This window comes from Streptomyces lusitanus (assembly GCF_042647945.1).
Classification (GTDB): Bacteria; Actinomycetota; Actinomycetes; order Streptomycetales; family Streptomycetaceae; genus Streptomyces; species Streptomyces pseudogriseolus.
Genome location: NZ_JBHRWL010000018.1, coordinates 158,283 through 175,680, shown reverse-complemented (window position 1 = coordinate 175,680; position 17,398 = coordinate 158,283). Strand labels below are relative to the sequence as shown.

General features: G+C 71.7%; 14 protein-coding genes and 1 tRNA gene. 11 read left to right on the top strand and 4 right to left on the bottom strand.

All coding sequences use genetic code 11. The features are described from left to right. Nucleotides 1-86 precede the first annotated feature (86 nt). Together ACFOSY_RS24990 and ACFOSY_RS24985 are read right to left on the bottom strand one after the other, a co-directional pair. Nucleotides 87-2,858 (bottom strand): SUKH-4 family immunity protein, encoded by a 2,772-nt coding sequence (locus ACFOSY_RS24990; protein WP_394310739.1) that lies wholly within the window; start codon nt 2,856-2,858, stop codon nt 87-89. A gap of 9 nt (nt 2,859-2,867) precedes the next feature. Further along, nucleotides 2,868-3,887: an SMI1/KNR4 family protein gene (locus ACFOSY_RS24985; RefSeq protein ID WP_394310737.1), complete on the bottom strand. Its 1,020-nt coding sequence runs from the start codon at nt 3,885-3,887 to the stop codon at nt 2,868-2,870. A 345-nt stretch (nt 3,888-4,232) separates the two neighbouring features. Here ACFOSY_RS24985 and ACFOSY_RS24980 point away from each other — a divergent pair, with 345 nt between their 5' ends. Both ACFOSY_RS24980 and ACFOSY_RS24975 read left to right on the top strand, forming a co-directional pair. Continuing rightward, on the top strand, nt 4,233-4,763 hold the full coding sequence (locus ACFOSY_RS24980; RefSeq protein ID WP_394310735.1) for a YwqJ-related putative deaminase: 531 nt from the start codon (nt 4,233-4,235) through the stop codon (nt 4,761-4,763). Between the two features lie 53 nt (nt 4,764-4,816). Further along, nucleotides 4,817-5,311, top strand: a complete 495-nt coding sequence (locus ACFOSY_RS24975) for an SUKH-3 domain-containing protein (protein ID WP_369156325.1) — start codon at nt 4,817-4,819, stop codon at nt 5,309-5,311. A 73-nt stretch (nt 5,312-5,384) separates the two neighbouring features. Here ACFOSY_RS24975 and ACFOSY_RS24970 read toward each other — a convergent pair whose 3' ends face one another. Beyond that, nucleotides 5,385-6,698: a sensor histidine kinase gene (locus ACFOSY_RS24970; protein WP_394310732.1), complete on the bottom strand. Its 1,314-nt coding sequence runs from the start codon at nt 6,696-6,698 to the stop codon at nt 5,385-5,387. Between the two features lie 167 nt (nt 6,699-6,865). On the opposite strand from ACFOSY_RS24970, the gene ACFOSY_RS24965 reads away from it, so the two are divergent. The 7 genes from ACFOSY_RS24965 to ACFOSY_RS24935 all read left to right on the top strand — a co-directional run bounded on the left by ACFOSY_RS24965 (nt 6,866) and on the right by ACFOSY_RS24935 (nt 12,560). Further along, on the top strand, nt 6,866-7,738 hold the full coding sequence (locus ACFOSY_RS24965) for a hypothetical protein (RefSeq protein WP_394310729.1): 873 nt from the start codon (nt 6,866-6,868) through the stop codon (nt 7,736-7,738). Between the two features lie 6 nt (nt 7,739-7,744). Further along, nucleotides 7,745-7,815: transfer RNA gene (locus ACFOSY_RS24960), tRNA-Gln, on the top strand. A 123-nt stretch (nt 7,816-7,938) separates the two neighbouring features. Continuing rightward, complete coding sequence (glmU, locus tag ACFOSY_RS24955; protein WP_394310727.1) at nt 7,939-9,384, top strand: bifunctional UDP-N-acetylglucosamine diphosphorylase/glucosamine-1-phosphate N-acetyltransferase GlmU; 1,446 nt, start codon at nt 7,939-7,941, stop codon at nt 9,382-9,384. A gap of 109 nt (nt 9,385-9,493) precedes the next feature. Continuing rightward, nucleotides 9,494-10,474 carry a ribose-phosphate diphosphokinase gene (locus ACFOSY_RS24950; RefSeq protein ID WP_006135794.1) on the top strand — a complete coding sequence of 327 codons (981 nt, stop codon included), beginning with the start codon at nt 9,494-9,496 and terminating at the stop codon, nt 10,472-10,474. A 229-nt stretch (nt 10,475-10,703) separates the two neighbouring features. Further along, the gene (locus ACFOSY_RS24945) at nt 10,704-11,297 is read left to right on the top strand and encodes a 50S ribosomal protein L25/general stress protein Ctc (RefSeq protein ID WP_394310724.1); all 594 of its coding nucleotides are present in this window, start codon (nt 10,704-10,706) and stop codon (nt 11,295-11,297) included. A gap of 74 nt (nt 11,298-11,371) precedes the next feature. After that, a complete protein-coding gene (gene pth / locus ACFOSY_RS24940; RefSeq protein WP_394310721.1) occupies nt 11,372-11,974 on the top strand; it encodes an aminoacyl-tRNA hydrolase in 603 nt (200 codons plus the stop codon). A gap of 88 nt (nt 11,975-12,062) precedes the next feature. After that, nucleotides 12,063-12,560 carry a hypothetical protein gene (locus ACFOSY_RS24935; protein ID WP_394310719.1) on the top strand — a complete coding sequence of 166 codons (498 nt, stop codon included), beginning with the start codon at nt 12,063-12,065 and terminating at the stop codon, nt 12,558-12,560. 79 nt (nt 12,561-12,639) lie between these two features. Here the strand turns inward: ACFOSY_RS24935 and ppc are convergent, their stop codons facing one another. After that, nucleotides 12,640-15,372, bottom strand: a complete 2,733-nt coding sequence (gene ppc, locus ACFOSY_RS24930) for a phosphoenolpyruvate carboxylase (protein WP_394310718.1) — start codon at nt 15,370-15,372, stop codon at nt 12,640-12,642. Nucleotides 15,373-15,663: 291 nt separating this feature from the next. Between ppc and ACFOSY_RS24925 the strand changes: the two genes are divergently transcribed. Both ACFOSY_RS24925 and ACFOSY_RS24920 read left to right on the top strand, forming a co-directional pair. Beyond that, complete coding sequence (locus tag ACFOSY_RS24925; protein WP_394310717.1) at nt 15,664-16,677, top strand: acyl-CoA desaturase; 1,014 nt, start codon at nt 15,664-15,666, stop codon at nt 16,675-16,677. Further along, nucleotides 16,674-17,348, top strand: coding sequence for a TetR/AcrR family transcriptional regulator (locus ACFOSY_RS24920; protein ID WP_026243476.1), 675 nt, complete (start codon nt 16,674-16,676; stop codon nt 17,346-17,348). The genes ACFOSY_RS24925 and ACFOSY_RS24920 overlap by 4 nt, the downstream gene beginning before the upstream one ends. Nucleotides 17,349-17,398 lie beyond the last annotated feature (50 nt).

Here is a 17,398-nt window from a genome sequence, read left to right as displayed (position 1 = left end):
GGCGGGGCGGACAGACGAAAGCCGGGCCCGGTCGTCGCATCGACGACCGGGCCCGGCCCACGGGTCACACCTTCAGCGGCGGCGGCTCACAACAGCCCGTCCCACATCTGTTCCAGCAGCACCGACCACCACGTCTCCGGCGACCCCAGCGCCGCCGGGTCCAGCGCGGCCAGCTGCGCCTGGAAGTCGACCGTCCAGCGGCCCGCCTGCTCCTGGTTCAGCCCGAACCGCAGCCGCCACATCCGGCCCAGCAGCGCCAGGCAGCGCGCGAACTCCGGCAGCCCGGTGTTCACGAACTGCGGCGGCACCGCCGAACCGCCAGGACCGGCCTCCACCGGCACGGCCACGATGTTCGCCGTGCCGTACTGCACACAGATCGCCTTGCCGAAGTCACTGCCCATCACCAGGTACGAGCCCGCGTCCGGCGCCGGCTGCACACCCCGCTCCGCGGCCAGCTCCGCCAGCGTCGGCACCGGGCGGCCCGGCTGCGCCTGCGCCCAGAAGAACGGCCCCATGTCCATCGGCAGACCCGCCGTCACCAGCGTGTGCGCCACGACCGGCGGCACACCCTGCCGGGACACCGCCGCCTGCTCGAACCGGAACACGCCCGGCCCGAACGCGGCCGCCAGCTCCTGCCCGATCGCCTCCGGCGGAAGCGGCGGGGCCGGCTGCACCGGCGGGATCGGCGCCCGCACCGGCGCCGGACGGGCAGGCCCGTCCGCCACCTGGTGCAGCTCACCCTGGTGGGCGAGAAGCTGCTGCATGCCCTGCTGCCGGCTCGCGTGATCCGTGCCGTACGGCGCGATCGACGTGATGCGCGCCTGCGGCCACTGCTCGCGGATCATCCGCGCGCAGTACGCGCCCGGCAGCTCGCACGACTCCAGCTCCGTGTGCAGCTCCAGCACCTGGTTCGGCGGCACGTTCATCGCACGCAGCTCGTGGAAGATCTGCCACTCCGGGTGCGGGGTGCCCGGCGCCGAACGCCGGATCAGCTGCTGCTCGGAGCCGTCCTGGGCGCGGTAGCGCAGCACGGCCTGGTAGCCGGGACCGACGGTCGGCTGACCGGGCGGCTGCTGCGGATAGCCGTACGCCGGCGGCTGCCCCGGCACCGGGACACCGGGCGGGGGCGTGCCGGGCGGCATGGCACCGGGCGGCATGGCGCCGGGCGGCATCGCTCCGGGAGGAGCCCCGGGGACACCGGGCGCGCCGGGGACACCGGGCGAGCCGGGGACACCGGGCGGTGCCGGCGGCGGGGGCGCGCCGGGGCCGCCGACCGGGGGTGCGGCCAGCACGGTCTCGGCGTGGTGCACCGGCGGGGCGCCGGCACCCGGGCTGCCGGGGGCGCCGGGCGGCTGGGGTGCACCAGGGGCACCGGGAGCACCCGGCATACCCGGGGCGCCGGGCTGACCGGGCGCACCGGGCGGGCCCGGAGGCTGGGGCGCGCCGTGGGCACCCGGGGCGCCGGGCGCGCCGGGCCGGCCGGGAGCGCCGGGCGGACCGGGCGGCTGCGGCGCACCCGGCGTACCAGGAGCACCGGGCGCGCCGGGCGCGCCGGGCGGACCCGGCGGCATCGGCGTACCCGCGCCCGAGCTGTTGGGGTCGGCGAGCATCGTCGCCGCGTGGTGCACCCCGCCCGGCGGCGTGCCGGGCGTGCCCGGCGGACCGGGGGGAGGCGGCGTCGGCGGGCCGGACGGAGGCGGTGTCTGTGCGCCGGACGGGCCCTCCGGGCCCAGCGACGACACCAGCTGCGTCGGCACATAGCCGCTCGCCCCGCCCTGCGCGGGCACGGGCGTGCCGCCCGGACGCGCGCCCGGCGTCCCCGGGGCGCCCGGAGGCGGCGGGGGCGTCGGACCCTGGCCCCGCCTCGGCGGCGGAGTCGCCTTGCTGGTCGCGGCGTCCGCGATGTCACCGGCGTCCTGCGCACCGCCCGGAGGCGGCGGCGGAGGCACGGGGACACCCGGAGCCGGGGTGCCGGGAACACCGGCCTGGGTCGGAGGCGGCGGCGTCGCGGAGGGCCCCGCCTGGGTCGGAGGCGGAGGCGTCGCGGAGGACCCCGCCTGGGTCGGAGGCGGAGGCGTCGCGGAGGACCCCGTCGGGACCGCCGGCGCGACCGCCGTCGGCGGCAGCTGGCTGCCGCCCGACATCAGCGTCGTCCTCGCCTCGGGAGTCGCCGAGCCGTCCTCCTCCGGCTCCCTCACCTGCGGCGCGTACACCGTCTGCGGCAGCGGCACCGAGCGGTCCTCGCCGCCGTCCGCCGTGGTGTCCGTACCGGCCCACGGCGTGCCCTCGTCCGCCCCGCCGCCGGCCGCCGGCCACGCCGACCCGCCACCGTCGGAAGCGGAAGCGGAAACCGGCGCGCCCGCCTGCCCCGGCGCGGAACCCGCGCCTGCACTCGCACCCGACGCCGACCCGGCACCCGCACCAGACCCCGCGGCCGAGGCCGCCCCCGCCGCACCCCCCGACGTCTCCCCGCGCCGGTCCGGGATCCCCAGCCGGTCCGCGGCCTCCTGAAGCCACTCCGGCGGACTCAGCAGGAACGACGTCTGATTGAGGTCCACCCGCGCCGGAGCCGGCACCGGCTCCTCCGCGGCCGTCTCGCCCCGGCCGTACTCCTCCTCGTACCGGCGGATCACCTCACCCACCGGCAGCGCCGGCCACAGCGTCGCCTCACCGCTGTCCCGGGCGATCACCAGCCGCTGCCCGCCGCCGTCCGAACGCGGACCGTCCGCACGGTCCTCCGCCCACACCACGAACCCCAGGCCGAACTCCCGCACCCGCACCTCACGGTGCTGATACGCGGGCACGTCCCCGTTGACCCACTCCTCCGCGCGCTCCTGCGCCTGCGCGAACGTCACCATCGCTACGACTCACTCCCCCGCGGAAGAAACCGGGACGGCACGCGCGAAGCCGCCGTCCACCATCAGACTCGCCACCGTCTCCAACTCCGGAGGAGACCCCGCGAGCCGCGACAGGAAAGCGTCGAAATCCTCACCGCACGGCAGCAGCAGCCGCTCCACACGCTCCGCCTGCGACCACGAAGGATCCACGTCCCGCACGTCGTCGTACGCGCAGAACCACACCGACCCCTGCCGCTCACCCCGCACCTTCACGGCCAGCAGACCGCCCTGCACGAAGGAGACGCACAGATAGTCCTTGGTCAGATGGTCCCGCAGACACTTGTTCACATACACCAGGTCGTTGACCGCGGCCTCGTCCCGCACCGTGAAGAACGGCTGGTCCACCAGCAGACCCAGCTCCGCGTCCAACGCCGTCCCCACCGGCGCGCACCCGCCCGCCGCCTTCAGGAACGACCGGTACGCACCCGGCAGCCGGTACCCGAGATCCTCCTCGACCCCCAGCACCTGCGACTCCGACACCGCCACACCCGACTTCGGCAGACCGAAATGCGCCGGACGCGTCTCCTGCAACGGCCGCGTGCCCCGCTTCGCGTGGTCCACCACGGCCGTCGCCACACCACCGTGATGCCGCAGCAGCGCCTTCACCTCGACCGGCACCAGCTCAAGACGCCGCGAACCCGCCACGTGATGCCACGTCCAGCCGTGCGGCGTCGCCACCGACGGCACCGTGTCCCACAACTCATGACCCGTCGCCGCCAGCGCCGCGTTCGCCGACACGAAATCCGTCAGCCGCAGCTCGTCCACGCCGAAACCCTCCGGCGGATCCGCGATCTCCGCCGCCGCACGCGCGTAGGGCGAGAAATCCGGATAGCCACGCTCGTCCACCCGCACCCCTCTCGGGTGACGGGCCGCCCGCACCGGATCCGGGAAGTGCACGACCTGCCCGGCATAGGCCGCGTTCGGCGGCGCGGAAGTGCCCCCAGCCTGACGGCCGGGAGGTGCCCCCAGCCCGAGCCGACCTGTCGTCATGGCGGTTGCCCCCTGCGGCACTCTGTACGCCCCGCCGGCCCCGCCATCGGGGCCCGTCACGGACCGTATTCGACTGTCACGTCTGTCTCGACTGCTTCACCACCACGGCCCCCCGGCGCCCGCACACGGGAACACCGCTGGACCGCAGTGCCGACAGCCTATGCGGTACGCCCCCACCGGTCACCGGGCACCGGTCACCAGCCCCTCCGCTTCCGTGACCCGACGTCACCCACCCGTGACACCCTGCCCCTGCCCTGGCGTGTCGCCCCGCCCCAGCTTCCCCAGCCGCCACGCGATTTGGCACTCTGTGACCACCGGGGGGATGCTCGGGAGGGGATGACGATCATGAACGCGACGCAGACGGGGACGCACACCGGGCCGGCCGGCGACCCCCGCTCCGGCGATCCCCGCATCGGCTGGAGCGCCACCGACACCACCCCCGCACCCGCCCTGAGGCACCGCCGCGACGGCATCCTCCCCACCATCGCCGCCGCCCTCTCCGTCCGCGGCGCCACCCTCACCGGCACCGCCGCCCGCGGCGACACACCCCCCGCGCTGCACCCCCTCGTCCAGGACTTCCTCGACACCCTCACCAGCGACCAGCGCGACCGCTTCACCGGACGCTGCGCCGAGACCATCCTCATCTCCCGGCACATCGCCACCGCCGACGCCGCCCGCAGCAAAAGAGCCGCCCGCAAACCCATGACCAACGGCGAAGCCCGCAAAGCCCTCAAGCACGCCAAACTCACCACCCGCCGCATCCGCGAGGACGGCGACCCCCTCCACGGCAGCTACGCCGCCCCCTGCCGCGCCTGCACCGCCCTCACCGCCCACTTCGGCGTCCGCACGGTCGACCCCGCCGCCACCGACGGCTGACCCGCCCCGCACCACCACAGCACCACCACACGACCCAGACGAACGAAGGGCCGATGCACACCGACCGCACCTCCACCACCCGCTTCGCCGTCCCCGTCGACGCCGCGCTCCGCGACGCCGGCTGGCAGCCCGGCCGCTGGGACATCAAACAGGCCGAGATCTGGGCCGACACCCTCCGCGACCACACCTCCCCCGCCGGACACCGGCACGCCGTCTTCCCCGCCGCCGTCGAAGCCTGGGCCGAATTCGGCGGACTCCACATCCGGCCCACCGGACCCGGCCGCCAGATCGCCCCCACCGCGATCCACATCGACCCCCTCCACGGCCTCCACCTCGCCCGCACCCTCGGCGACCTCGGCCGCGCCCTCGACACCCAGGTCTGCCCCCTCGGCGCCGAGACCGACACCCAGGCACTCCTCGCCATCGACGCACAAGGACGCGCCTACGCCCTCGACCACACCGGCGACTGGTACCTCGGCCCCGACATCGACCACGCCCTCGCCACCCTGATCTCCGGCATCCAGCCCCAACGCCTCACCGCCGGCTGACCCCCGGACCGACACCGGGACGCCGGGCCCCGCGACCCCCGCCGCTACGACTCCGGGCCCCGCGACCCCGGCCCTACGACGCCGGAATCACCGCCGACACCCGGAAACCCCCCGCATCCGTCGGCCCCGACACGAACACCCCGCCCAGCGCCGACACCCGCTCCCGCATCCCCACCAGACCGTTGCCCCCCGACGGCAACCCCGCCGACGAACCCACCCCCGACGGCGGCTCGTTCTCCACCTGCATCGCGATCTCCGACACCCGGTGCGCCAGACGCACATACGTCTTCGCACCCGCCGCATGCTTGTGCACGTTCGTCAACGCCTCCTGCACCACCCGGTACGCCGTCGCCTCCACCTCCGGCGCGTACGACCGGTACTCCCCCTCCACCGACAGATCCACCACCATCCCCGCCGCGGCCGACTGCCCCACCAACTCGTCGATCTCCGCGAGCGACGGCCCCTCCCCCGGCTCCTCCACCGCCACCCGCGACGCGGCAGCGGCGGCCGCCGCCCCCACCGCCGCCAACGGCACCGACGCACCCTCCGCCCGCGACCGCGCCCCGTCCCCGCCGGCCCGCAGCACCCCGAGCATCTCCCGCAACTCGGTCAACGCCTGCCGGCCCATGTCCCCCACCAGCGCCGCGTTCCGCACCGCCTTCTCCGGATCCTTCCGCGCCACCGCCTGCAACGCCGCCGCGTGCACCACCATCAGACTCACCCGGTGCGCCACCACGTCGTGCATCTCACGCGCGATCCGCGTCCGCTCCTCACCCCGCGCCCACTCCGCGCGCTCCTCCGCCCGCTCCGCGAGCAACTGAAGCTCCCGCTCCAGACTGTCCGCCCGCTCCCGCAAGCTCTCCATCAGCCGCCGCCGCGCCCCCACGTACAGACCCAGCAGCACCGGCGGAGCCGTCACCCCCAGCGCCATCGTCACCGACGCGAACGGCACCAGCCAGTCACCGACCTCCACGTCCCCCCGCGCGATGTCCTGCCGCAACCGCACGAACATCACGATCAGCACACCGACCGACTGCATCCCCGCCAACGACCCGATGATCCGCCGCGGCAGATCCGACGCCGCCAGCGAATACAGACCCACGATCCCCAGCAGAAAACCCATCGCCGCCGGCGTCACCGCGATCGCCACCAGCACCACCGCGATCGGCCAACGGCGCCGCACCAGCAGCACCGCCCCCGCCGCCAGCCCGAACACCACCCCCACCGCGACCGGGATCCCCGCCTCCCACGCGAACGGGACCCCCTCCACCCCGCACTCCAGCGCGGACACCACCGCAAGCCCCACATCGAGCACGGCACTGCGCCGCCGCTCCCACCACCACGGCCCGCCCCGGGCCGTCACATGGTCTTCCCCCGTCGTGGTCATGCCTCCAGCCTAAAGGCGCTCCCCGTCCCTTTTCCGAGGAGTTTCCGCCCCGGCACCGGCCCACCGCGCCCGACCGATCCGCCGCGAAACGCCCCACCATCCCTCGAACTGCTGAATCGCGCACCGTTCGACCCTGGAACCCTTCATTCCGGCCGGACGGTATGCCCATGGCACATCCGACGGGCAAATACGCCGACTTCGAAGGCCTCCGCGAACAGGCCGTCGCCCTCCGGCGCGCGGGACTCAGCCGACGCCAGATCCGCGACCGCCTCCACGTGGACAACAACGACATCCTCAACCGCCTCCTCCAGGGCGAACCCGCACCCGACTGGACCCGACGCCCCAACGCCAAGGACGACCTCCGCGAGAAGGCCCGCGAGCTGCGGCTCCAGGGCTGGACGTATGACCGGATCCAGGTCGAGCTGGGCTGCTCGAAGAGCTCGATCTCGCTGTGGGTGCGGGATCTGCCGAAGCCGGAGCGGAAACGCAGTCGCGAGGAAGCGGCGGCCATCGCCCGGCGGGGCTGGGAGGCGAAGCTGAGGCTCCGCGAGGAGGAGCGGCAGCGGACCCGAGCGGCTGCGACGAGCGAGATCGGCTCACTGGCGGACCGCGAACTGTTTCTGCTCGGGGTGGGCCTCTACTGGGCCGAGGGCTCGAAGCGAAAGCCGCACAACCCGCAGGAGCGCGTCACCTTCGTCAACAGCGACCCGGACATGATCTCGGTCTTCCTGGCCTGGCTGCGCCTGCTCGACGTGGACCCGGCTCAGATCAGGTTCGCCGTACACATCCACGAGAGCGCCGACGTCCAGGGCGCCGAACAGTTCTGGGCCGACCATGTGGGCGTGGACCGGGCCGGCTTCCTGAAGACGACGCTCAAGAGGCACAACCCGGCGACGAACCGGAAGAACACCGGTGACACGTACCGGGGATGCCTCCGCGTGGACGTGAGGAACGGAGCCGACCTGTACCGTCGCATCGAAGGCTGGTGGTACGGCATAGTAGGGGCTGCCACCTCGTCCGATGCGCGAAATCGGACATAAGGGTAATCCCGGGTCGTCTAAGGGCAAGACGTCAGATTTTGGCTCTGATCATGGGGGTTCGAGTCCTCCCCCGGGAGCACATCCTCAGTTCGGGTCCTGACCGGCAACCGGTCGGGACCCGCACTCATGTCCCCCCGGAAACGCCCCGGTATCCTGCGGATGTCCATCCCCCCACCTCCAACACAGCCGAAGGGCATCCCGTGAGCGCCAATCGCCCGGCAGCCGTCGTCGTTCTCGCAGCGGGTGAGGGCACCCGTATGAAGTCGGCCACACCGAAGGTCCTGCACGAGATCTGTGGTCGTTCCCTGGTGGGTCATGTGCTCGCCGCCGCCGGTGAACTGGACCCGGCCAGCCTCGTCGTCGTCGTGGGTCACGCCCGCGAGCAGGTGACCGCGCATCTCGCGGAGGTCGCGCCGGACGTGCGGACCGCCGTGCAGGCGGAGCAGAACGGCACGGGGCATGCCGTGCGGATGGGTCTGGAGGAGCTGGGCGGTTCCGTGGACGGGACCGTGGTGGTGGTGTGCGGTGACACCCCGCTGCTGACCGGTGAGACGCTGCGCCGGCTGTCGGAGACGCATGTGGCGGACGGCAACGCGGTGACGGTGCTGACGGCGGAGGTGCCGGACGCGACCGGGTACGGCCGGATCGTGCGGGACGGCTCCGGTGCGGTGACGGCGATCGTGGAGCACAAGGACGCGTCGGACGAGGTGCGGGCGATCCGGGAGATCAACTCGGGTGTGTTCGCGTTCGACGGCGCGCTGCTGGCGGACGCGCTGAAGAAGGTGCGTACGGACAACAGTCAGGGTGAGGAGTACCTGACGGACGTGCTGGGGATTCTGCGTGAGGCGGGGCACCGGGTGGGTGCGTCGGTGGCGGGGGATCACCGGGAGATCGCGGGGATCAACAACCGTGTGCAGTTGTCCGAGGCGCGGCGGATTCTGAACGACCGGCTGTTGACGGCGGCGATGCTGTCGGGTGTGACGGTGGTGGATCCGGCGTCGACGTGGGTGGACGTGTCGGTGACGTTCGAGCGGGACGCGGTGGTGTACCCGGGGACGCAGCTGCATGGCGCCACGCATCTGGGTGAGGGCTGTGAGGTGGGTCCGAACACGCGGCTGACGGACACCCGGGTGGGTGCGGGTGCGCGGGTGGACAACACGGTGGCGATGGGTGCCGAGGTGGGTCCGGAGGCGTCGGTGGGTCCGTTCGCGTATCTGCGGCCGGGGACGCGGTTGTCGCGCAAGGGCAAGATCGGCACGTTCGTGGAGACGAAGAACGCGTCGATCGGCGAGGGGTCGAAGGTTCCGCATCTGTCGTACGTGGGGGACGCGACGATCGGCGAGTTCTCGAACATCGGTGCGGCGAGTGTGTTCGTCAATTACGACGGACAGGACAAACATCACACGACGGTCGGGTCGCACTGCCGGACGGGGTCGGACAACATGTTTGTGGCTCCTGTCACGGTCGGGGACGGCGCTTACACGGCTGCGGGCTCGGTGATCACGAAGGATGTGCCGCCGGGTTCGCTGGCGGTGGCGCGTGGTCAGCAGCGCAACATCGAGGGCTGGGTGGCTCGTAAGCGTCCGGGCAGTGCTGCCGCGAAGGCCGCGGAGGCGGCGTCGCGGGAGCCGGCCGGCGAGGAGTGACGGGAGGTCGTCCTGTTCGGGGCCGGAGAGCGTGCCGTTCGGGACGGCGTACCGTGTTAGGTGCGGATGCGCACCCCACCAGCTGAGACACCTCTGAGGAGACAGTGCTGTGACCGGGATCAAGACGACCGGCGAGAAGAAGATGATGTTCTTCTCCGGCCGCGCCCACCCCGAGCTTGCCGAGGAGGTCGCCCAGCAGTTGGGTGTCGGGGTCGTCCCGACGAAGGCCTTCGACTTCGCGAACGGCGAGATCTATGTGCGGTATCAGGAGTCGGCTCGTGGTGCCGACTGTTTCCTGATCCAGAGCCACACGGCGCCGATCAACAAGTGGATCATGGAGCAGTTGATCATGATCGACGCGTTGAAGCGTGCGTCGGCCCGTTCGATCACGGTGATCGTGCCGTTCTACGGGTATGCGCGGCAGGACAAGAAGCACCGTGGGCGTGAGCCGATCTCGGCGCGTCTGATCGCGGATCTGATGAAGACGGCGGGTGCGGACCGTCTGCTGACGGTGGACCTGCACACGGATCAGATCCAGGGCTTTTTCGACGGCCCGGTGGATCATCTTTTCGCGCTGCCGCTGCTCGCGGACTACGTGGGTGCGAAGGTGGACCGTTCGAAGCTGACGGTGGTGTCTCCGGACGCGGGCCGTGTGCGGGTGGCGGACCGCTGGTGCGACCGGCTGGGCGCGCCGCTGGCGATCGTGCACAAGCGCCGGGACAAGGACGTGGCGAACCAGGTGACCGTCCACGAGGTCGTGGGTGAGGTCAAGGGCCGCGTGTGTGTCCTGGTGGACGACATGATCGACACGGGTGGCACGATCTGCGCGGCGGCGGACGCGTTGTTCGCGCACGGTGCGGAGGACGTGATCGTGACGGCGACGCACGGTGTGCTGTCGGGTCCGGCGGCGGACCGGCTGAAGAATTCGAAGGTGAGCGAGTTCGTGTTCACGAACACGCTGCCGACGCCGGGTGAGCTGAGCGAGAGCCTGGACAAGATCACGGTGTTGTCGATCGCGCCGACGATCGCGCGGGCGGCGCGTGAGGTGTTCGAGGACGGCTCGGTGACGAGCCTGTTCGACGAGCAGTGACGAGCCTGTTCGGCGAGCAGTAAGGGTTCTGCAGTCCGACATCTGTTCGGCTGCCGGTGATCGTTTTGGGTGCGGCCTCCTGGCCCGGGTAAACTGCTGGAGTTGCTCGGCGAGGGAGGCCGTACCGCTTCTTCGGAAGGCTGTACGGCGGTCCGTTATCGACGCGCTCTTCGTAGCAGGCCGTTCGTGGCCGGGTGACCACGTCCGTTTCTGACTATGAGGAGTGATCATGTCCGAGGTGAAGATCGCCGCCGAGACGCGCACCGAGTTCGGCAAGGGTGCCGCCCGCCGTATCCGCCGTTCCGACAAGGTTCCGGGTGTGCTGTACGGGCACGGTTCGGACCCGCTGCACCTGACCTTCCCGGGTCACGAGCTGCTGCTCGCCCTGCGTACGCCGAACGTCCTGATCGCGCTGGACATCGACGGCAAGACCGACGAGCTGGCCATCCCGAAGTCGGTCCAGCGTGACCCGGTCAAGGGCTTCCTGGAGCACGTCGACCTTCAGCTGGTGAAGCGCGGCGAGAAGGTCCAGGTCGAGATCCCGGTGCAGACCGAGGGCGAGCTGGCCCCGGGCGGCAACCTGCTGGAGCACGTCCTGTCCGCGCTGCCGGTCGAGGCCGAGGCCACGCACATCCCGGAGAGCGTGACCGTGTCCGTCGAGGGCCTGGAGGCCGGCGCCTCCGTGCTCGCCAAGGACATCACGCTGCCGAGCGGTGTCTCCCTCGCCGTCGAGGCCGACGCCGTGGTGCTCCAGGTCCTGGCCGCGCAGGCCGAGGAGGCGCCCGAGGGCGCCGAGGAGGGCGAAGAGGCCGCCGAGGCCTGAGCCTTTCGGATCCAGTCGTTCGTCGGCCGCTGCTCCCGTGCGGGGCGGCGGCCGACGCGTATGTGGGAGGAAGCGTGGGCGTGACGGAGGACGCGGCGGGCCCCTGGCTGGTCGCCGGGCTGGGCAATCCGGGGCCGGGGTATGCGATGAACCGGCACAACGTGGGGTTCATGGTCGCGGACTTGCTGGCGGAGCGGATGGGCGGCCGGTTCAAGCGGGCGGCGAAGGCGCAGGCGCAGGTCGTGGAGGGCCGGATCGGGCCCGCGGGGCCGGGCAGCCGCCGGGTGGTGCTGGTGAAGCCGATGTCGTACATGAACCTGTCGGGCGGGCCGGTGAACGCGCTGCGGGAGTTCTACAAGGTGCCGCCGCAGCGGGTGGTGGCGGTCCACGACGAGCTGGACATCGACTACGGGACGCTGCGGCTGAAGCTGGGCGGCGGGGACAACGGGCACAACGGTCTGAAGTCGCTGACGGGGGCGTTCGGGCGGGAGTATCACCGGGTGCGGTTCGGGATCGGGCGGCCGCCGGGGCGGATGCCGGTGGCGGACTTCGTGCTGAAGGACTTCTCGTCGGCGGAGCGCAAGGAGCTGGACTACTTCGTGGACCGGGCGGCGGACGCGGTGGAGTGTCTGGTGACGGAGGGTCTGGAGCGGGCGCAGAGCGCCTACAACTCGTGACGTGGTGCGGGTGACTTCGGTGGACTTGTCCGGTGGTGCGGCCCACCGGAGTTGACCAGCCGCAAGGTCATGGCCAAGGATCGCGGCCATGCCTTCTGCGGTCCGTTCCTCGCGCGGTGTCTCGCGCGGTTCCTCCGCGTTGCGCTTCGGCCGGTTCGCGGCGATGGGCGCGGTCGCCGTGCTGATCCTGATCGCCGGTGTGTGGGCGTCGTGGGGGACGGCGCAGCACGTGATGCTGACCAAGGGGCGTGAGCGCGGCACGGTCGAGGTGGTCCGGTGTGCCGAGGACGCGTGCGAGGGGCCGTACCGGCCGTTGTCGCCGGGGTCGCAGCCGCGGGCGCGGGTGGTGCTGGACGACACGGTCGCGGTGGAGAAGGGCGGCACGTACACGGTGGTGCTGAAGCCGGGCGGGGCGGAGGCGGTGCGTTCCGGTCCGGCGGGGGTGCTGTACGCGTGGGTGCCGCTGGGGGGTGCGCTGCTGCTGGCGTCGGTGGTGGTGGCGGGCGGCCTGTTGCGGACGCGGCCGGCGTGGGTGATGGCGCTGGCGGGCGCGGGGCTGCTGACGGCGGCGTTCGTGGCGTTGTAGACCTTCCGGGACATGACGAGGGGCGGCGCCCTCCGGTTCGTACGAGCCGGAGGGCGCCGCCCTTTCGTGCGTCCGTGGGTCAGCCGGTGTTGCGCAGGCCCGCCGCGACGCCGTTGACGGTGAGCAGCAGGGCGCGGGAGAGCAGCGGGTCGGGCTGCTCGCCGGCGGCGGCCGCGTCGCGCTGGCGCTTGAGCAGGGCCACCTGGAGGTAGGAGATGGGGTCCAGGTAGGCGTCGCGGATGGCGAAGGTCTGCTTGAGGACGGGGTCGGCGTCCAGCAGTTCCTGTTCGCCGGTGACGCGCAGCACCTCGGTGACGGTCAGGTCGTGTTCGGCCTTGATGGCGTCGAAGACGTGGGTGAGCTCGTCGGGGACGAGGGTGTCGACGTAGTGCTGGGCGATCCGCAGGTCGGTCTTGGCGAGGGTCATCTCGACGTTGGAGATGAAGTTGCGGAAGAAGTGCCACTGCTCGTACATCTCGTCGAGCACGGTGTCGAGGCCGGCCTCGCGCAGCGCCTTGAGGCCGGAGCCGACGCCGAACCAGCCGGGGACGATCTGCCGGGACTGGGTCCAGCCGAACACCCAGGGGATGGCGCGCAGGCCGTCGAGGGAGACGCCGGAGCCGGGGCGGCGGGAGGGCCGCGAGCCGAGGTGGAGTTCGGCGAGCTGGTCGACGGGGGTGGAGGCGAGGAAGTACGTGGGCAGGTCGGGGTCCTCGACGAGCTCGCGGTAGGCGGTGTGGGCGGCGTCGGAGACGACGTCCATGGCGGCGTCCCAGCGGGCGAGGGCCTCGACGGACTGGCGGGGCGCGGTGTGCAGGGCGGACGCCTGGAGGGTGGCGGCGACGGAGAGTTCGAGGTTCTCGCGGGCGAGGGACGGGATGAGGTACTTGTCGGAGATGACCTCGCCCTGTTCGGTGACCTTGATCTCGCCTTCGAGGGTGCCCCAGGGCTGGGCGAGGATGGCGTCGTGGGTGGGGCCGCCGCCGCGGCCGACGGTGCCGCCGCGGCCGTGGAAGAGGCGGAGGCGGACGCCGTAGCGGTGGGCGACGTCGCGCAGGCGGCGCTGGGCGCGGTGGATCTCCCACTGGCTGGTGGTGATGCCGCCGAACTTGGAGGAGTCGGAGTAGCCGAGCATGACCTCCTGGACGTCGCCGCGCAGGGCGACGAGGCGCCGGTAGGAGGGGTCGGCGAGCATGTCCTCGAGGATGGTGTCGGCGGCCTTGAGCTCGTCGGTGGTCTCCAGGAGGGGGACGATGCCGATCTTGGCCCAGCCGGCGTGCAGGTCGATCAGGCCCGCTTCGCGGGCGAGGACGGCGGCGGCGAAGACGTCGTCGGCGCCCTGGCACATGGAGATGATGTACGACTCGACGACCTCGGGTCCGAAGACCTCGAGGGCGCGCTTGACGGTCCGGAAGACGCCGAGGGTCTTCTCGCCGGCCTCGTCGACGGGTGCGGGGGTGGGGGCCAGCGGCCTTCTGCTGCGCAGTTCCTTGGCGAGGAGCTTGGCGCGGTACTCGCGGGGCATGTCGGCGTAGCGCCAGGATTCCTCACCGAGCCGGTCGAACAGCTGGCCGAGGGCGTGGTGGTGGGCGTCGGCGTGTTCGCGGACGTCCATGGTGGCGAGCTGGAGGCCGAAGGCGGCGAGGGTGCGGATGGTGCGGGCGAGGCGGCCGTCGGCGAAGAGTCCGCCGCGGTGTTCGCGCAGGGAGGCCTGGATGATCCGCAGGTCGGTGATGAGTTCGCTGGTACCGAGGTAGTCGCGGCCCGGGTCGTGGGGGGTGCCCTTGGCGAGGCGGAGCTTGGTGTTCTCCAGCTTCTGGCGGATGCAGGTGGCCTTGAGCCGGTAGGGCTCCTCGGCGTTGAGGCGCTTGTAGCGGGGGCTGATCTCGGGGAGCGCCTCGAGGTCGGCCTGGAGGGAGGTGAGGAGTTCCTCGGTGGCTCCGGTGTAGCGGATGGAGTTGGAGAGGAAGCCGCGCAGCTCGTCGATCATCTCCAGGGCGTCGTTGATGCCGTGTTCGTGCTGGAGGATGAGGACGTCCCAGGTGACCTGGGGGGTGACGTTGGGGTTGCCGTCGCGGTCGCCGCCGATCCAGGTGCCGAAGGTGAGGGGGCGGGTGTCGTCGGGGAGGTGGACGCCCACGCGTTCGAGTTCGGCGGTGAGGTCCTCCAGGACGTCGCCGACGGCGCCGGCGTGCAGCTCGTCGAGGTAGTAGATGGCGTTGCGGGCCTCGTCGGCGGGTTCGGGGCGCACCACGCGCAGTTCGTCCGTCTGCCAGACGAGGTCGATGTTCTCCGCCAGTCGGGTGTCGAGGCGGCGCCGGTCGGAGGCGAGGACCGGGGTCTCGAGCAGGGCGGCGATGCGGCGGAGCTTGTTGAGGACGGAGCGGCGGGCGGCCTCGGTGGGGTGGGCGGTGAAGACGGGCCGCACGTTGAGGTGGCGGACGGTTTCCCGGAGGTGGTCGGGGTCGGCGTCCTTGAGCCGGTCGGCGGTGCGGGAGAGCAGGCCGCCCTCGGCGGCGCGGCGGGCGGCGAGTTCGCGTCCGCGGTGCACCTGTTCGGTGACGTTGGCCAGGTGGAAGTAGGTGGAGAAGGCGCGTACCAGCTTGGCGGCGGTCTCCAGCTCGGTGCCGCGCAGCAGCTCGGCGGCGGCCTCGCCGTCCTCGCGGGTGAGGCGGCGGACCTTCTCGACGAGTTCGAGGAGCTCCGGGCCCTCCTGCCGTACCAGGGTCTCGCCGAGGAGGTCGCCCAGTCGGCGGATGTCGGCACGCAGTTCGGCGCTCGTCGTGGTGGTCTGGTCGTCGGCACTGCTCACAGGTGCGGCTCCTTGCAGTGTTGAAGCTCGTCTGGAGGGAACCCGGTCGAGCGTCCCGCGCGGCGTGAGCCGCTTGCGGGCCGGACGTCCGGGAAGAAATCAGAGCGGACCGCGCTGTCCGACCGACTTCCAAGGATAGGTGTCGACCCGGACGCGCTGGTCCACGGGCTCTTGCCGCGGGGCGACGCACTGCCATACTTACGATGCCGTAGGTTACGGAACCGTAGGAAAGCGATGCGGTCCCGGCGGCCCGGCACCTTCCTCAAGTCCACATACCCCACAGGGGAACGCATGACCTCACGCTCCGATGTGCTCGACGAAGCCCCGAACCAGTCACCGTCCGACGACACCGCTCCCTCCGCCACGCTGGGCGGGGAGCGCAAACGGTCCGTCGAGCAGATCACGCTGCTGCTCTTCATCGTCGTCCCCTTCCTCGCGCTGGTGGCGGCCGTGCCGCTGGCGTGGGGCTGGGGGGTGAGCTGGCTGGACCTCGGTCTGCTGGTCTTCTTCTACTTCCTGGGATGCCACGGCATCACGATCGGCTTCCACCGTCACTTCACGCACGGTTCGTTCAAGGCGAAGCGGCCGCTGAAGATCGCGCTGGCCGTCGCCGGTTCGATGGCGGTCGAGGGGCCGCTGGTGCGCTGGGTGGCCGACCACCGCAAGCATCACAAGTTCTCCGACGCGGAGGGCGACCCGCACTCGCCGTGGCGGTACGGGGAGACGATCCCGGCGCTGATCAAGGGCCTGTGGTGGGCGCACATCGGGTGGATGTTCGACGAGGAGCAGACGCCGCAGGACAAGTACGCGCCGGATCTGATCAAGGACCCGGCCATGCGGGCGATCTCCCGGCAGTTCGTGCTGTGGACGGCGGTGTCGCTGGGCCTGCCGGCGCTGATCGGCGGTCTGGCGACCATGTCGTGGTGGGGGGCGTTCACCGGCTTCTTCTGGGGTTCACTCGTCCGGGTGGCGTTGCTGCATCACGTGACGTGGTCGATCAACTCGATCTGCCACGCGGTGGGCAAGCGTCCGTTCAAGTCGCGGGACCGTTCGGGCAACGTGTGGTGGCTGGCGGTGCTGTCGTGCGGTGAGTCCTGGCACAACCTGCACCACGCCGACCCGACGTCCGCGCGTCACGGTGTGGAGCGCTGGCAGGTGGACTCCTCGGCGCGGCTGATCCGCTGGTTCGAGCAGCTGGGCTGGGCGTACGACGTGCGGTGGCCGTCACGCTCGCGTATCGATTCACGGCGTGTCGCCCCGGATGGCGCCGCCCCGCGCGGGAAGGAACCTGCCGAGGCGGCATGATGGTCGCCGTGGCGACCGACTCCAGCACTCCCAGCAACGACAAGCCGCGGCGTGCGCGCCGCACCCGGATGACCGGTGCCGAGCGCCGCCAGCAGCTGCTGGAGATCGGCCGCACCCTGTTCGCGGCGAAGGGGTTCGAGGGCACGTCGGTGGAGGAGATCGCGGCGAAGGCCGGGGTCTCCAAGCCGGTGGTGTACGAGCACTTCGGCGGCAAGGAGGGGCTGTACGCGGTCGTGGTGGACCGTGAGATGCGGCGGCTGCTGGACATGGTGACCGGTTCGCTGACGGCCGGTCATCCGCGTGAGCTGTGCGAGCAGGCCGCGTTCGCGCTGCTGGACTACATCGAGGAGTACACGGACGGGTTCCGCATCCTGGTCCGTGACTCCCCCATCCCGCAGTCGACGGGGTCGTTCGCCTCGCTGATCTCGGACATCGCCACCCAGGTGGAGGACATCCTGGGCCGCGAGTTCAAGAGCCGCGGCTTCGACCCGAAGCTGGCGCCGCTGTACGCGCAGGCGCTGGTCGGGATGGTGGCGCTGACCGGCCAGTGGTGGCTGGACGTGCGCAAGCCGAAGAAGGCGGAGGTGGCGGCCCACCTGGTGAACCTGGCCTGGCACGGTCTGGACGGGCTGGAGCCGAAGCCGCGGCTGATAGGCCACCGGAAGAGCTGAATCCGGGCTGAACAGGCTGCGCGACCGTCCGGTTGCATGGGACGGTGCGC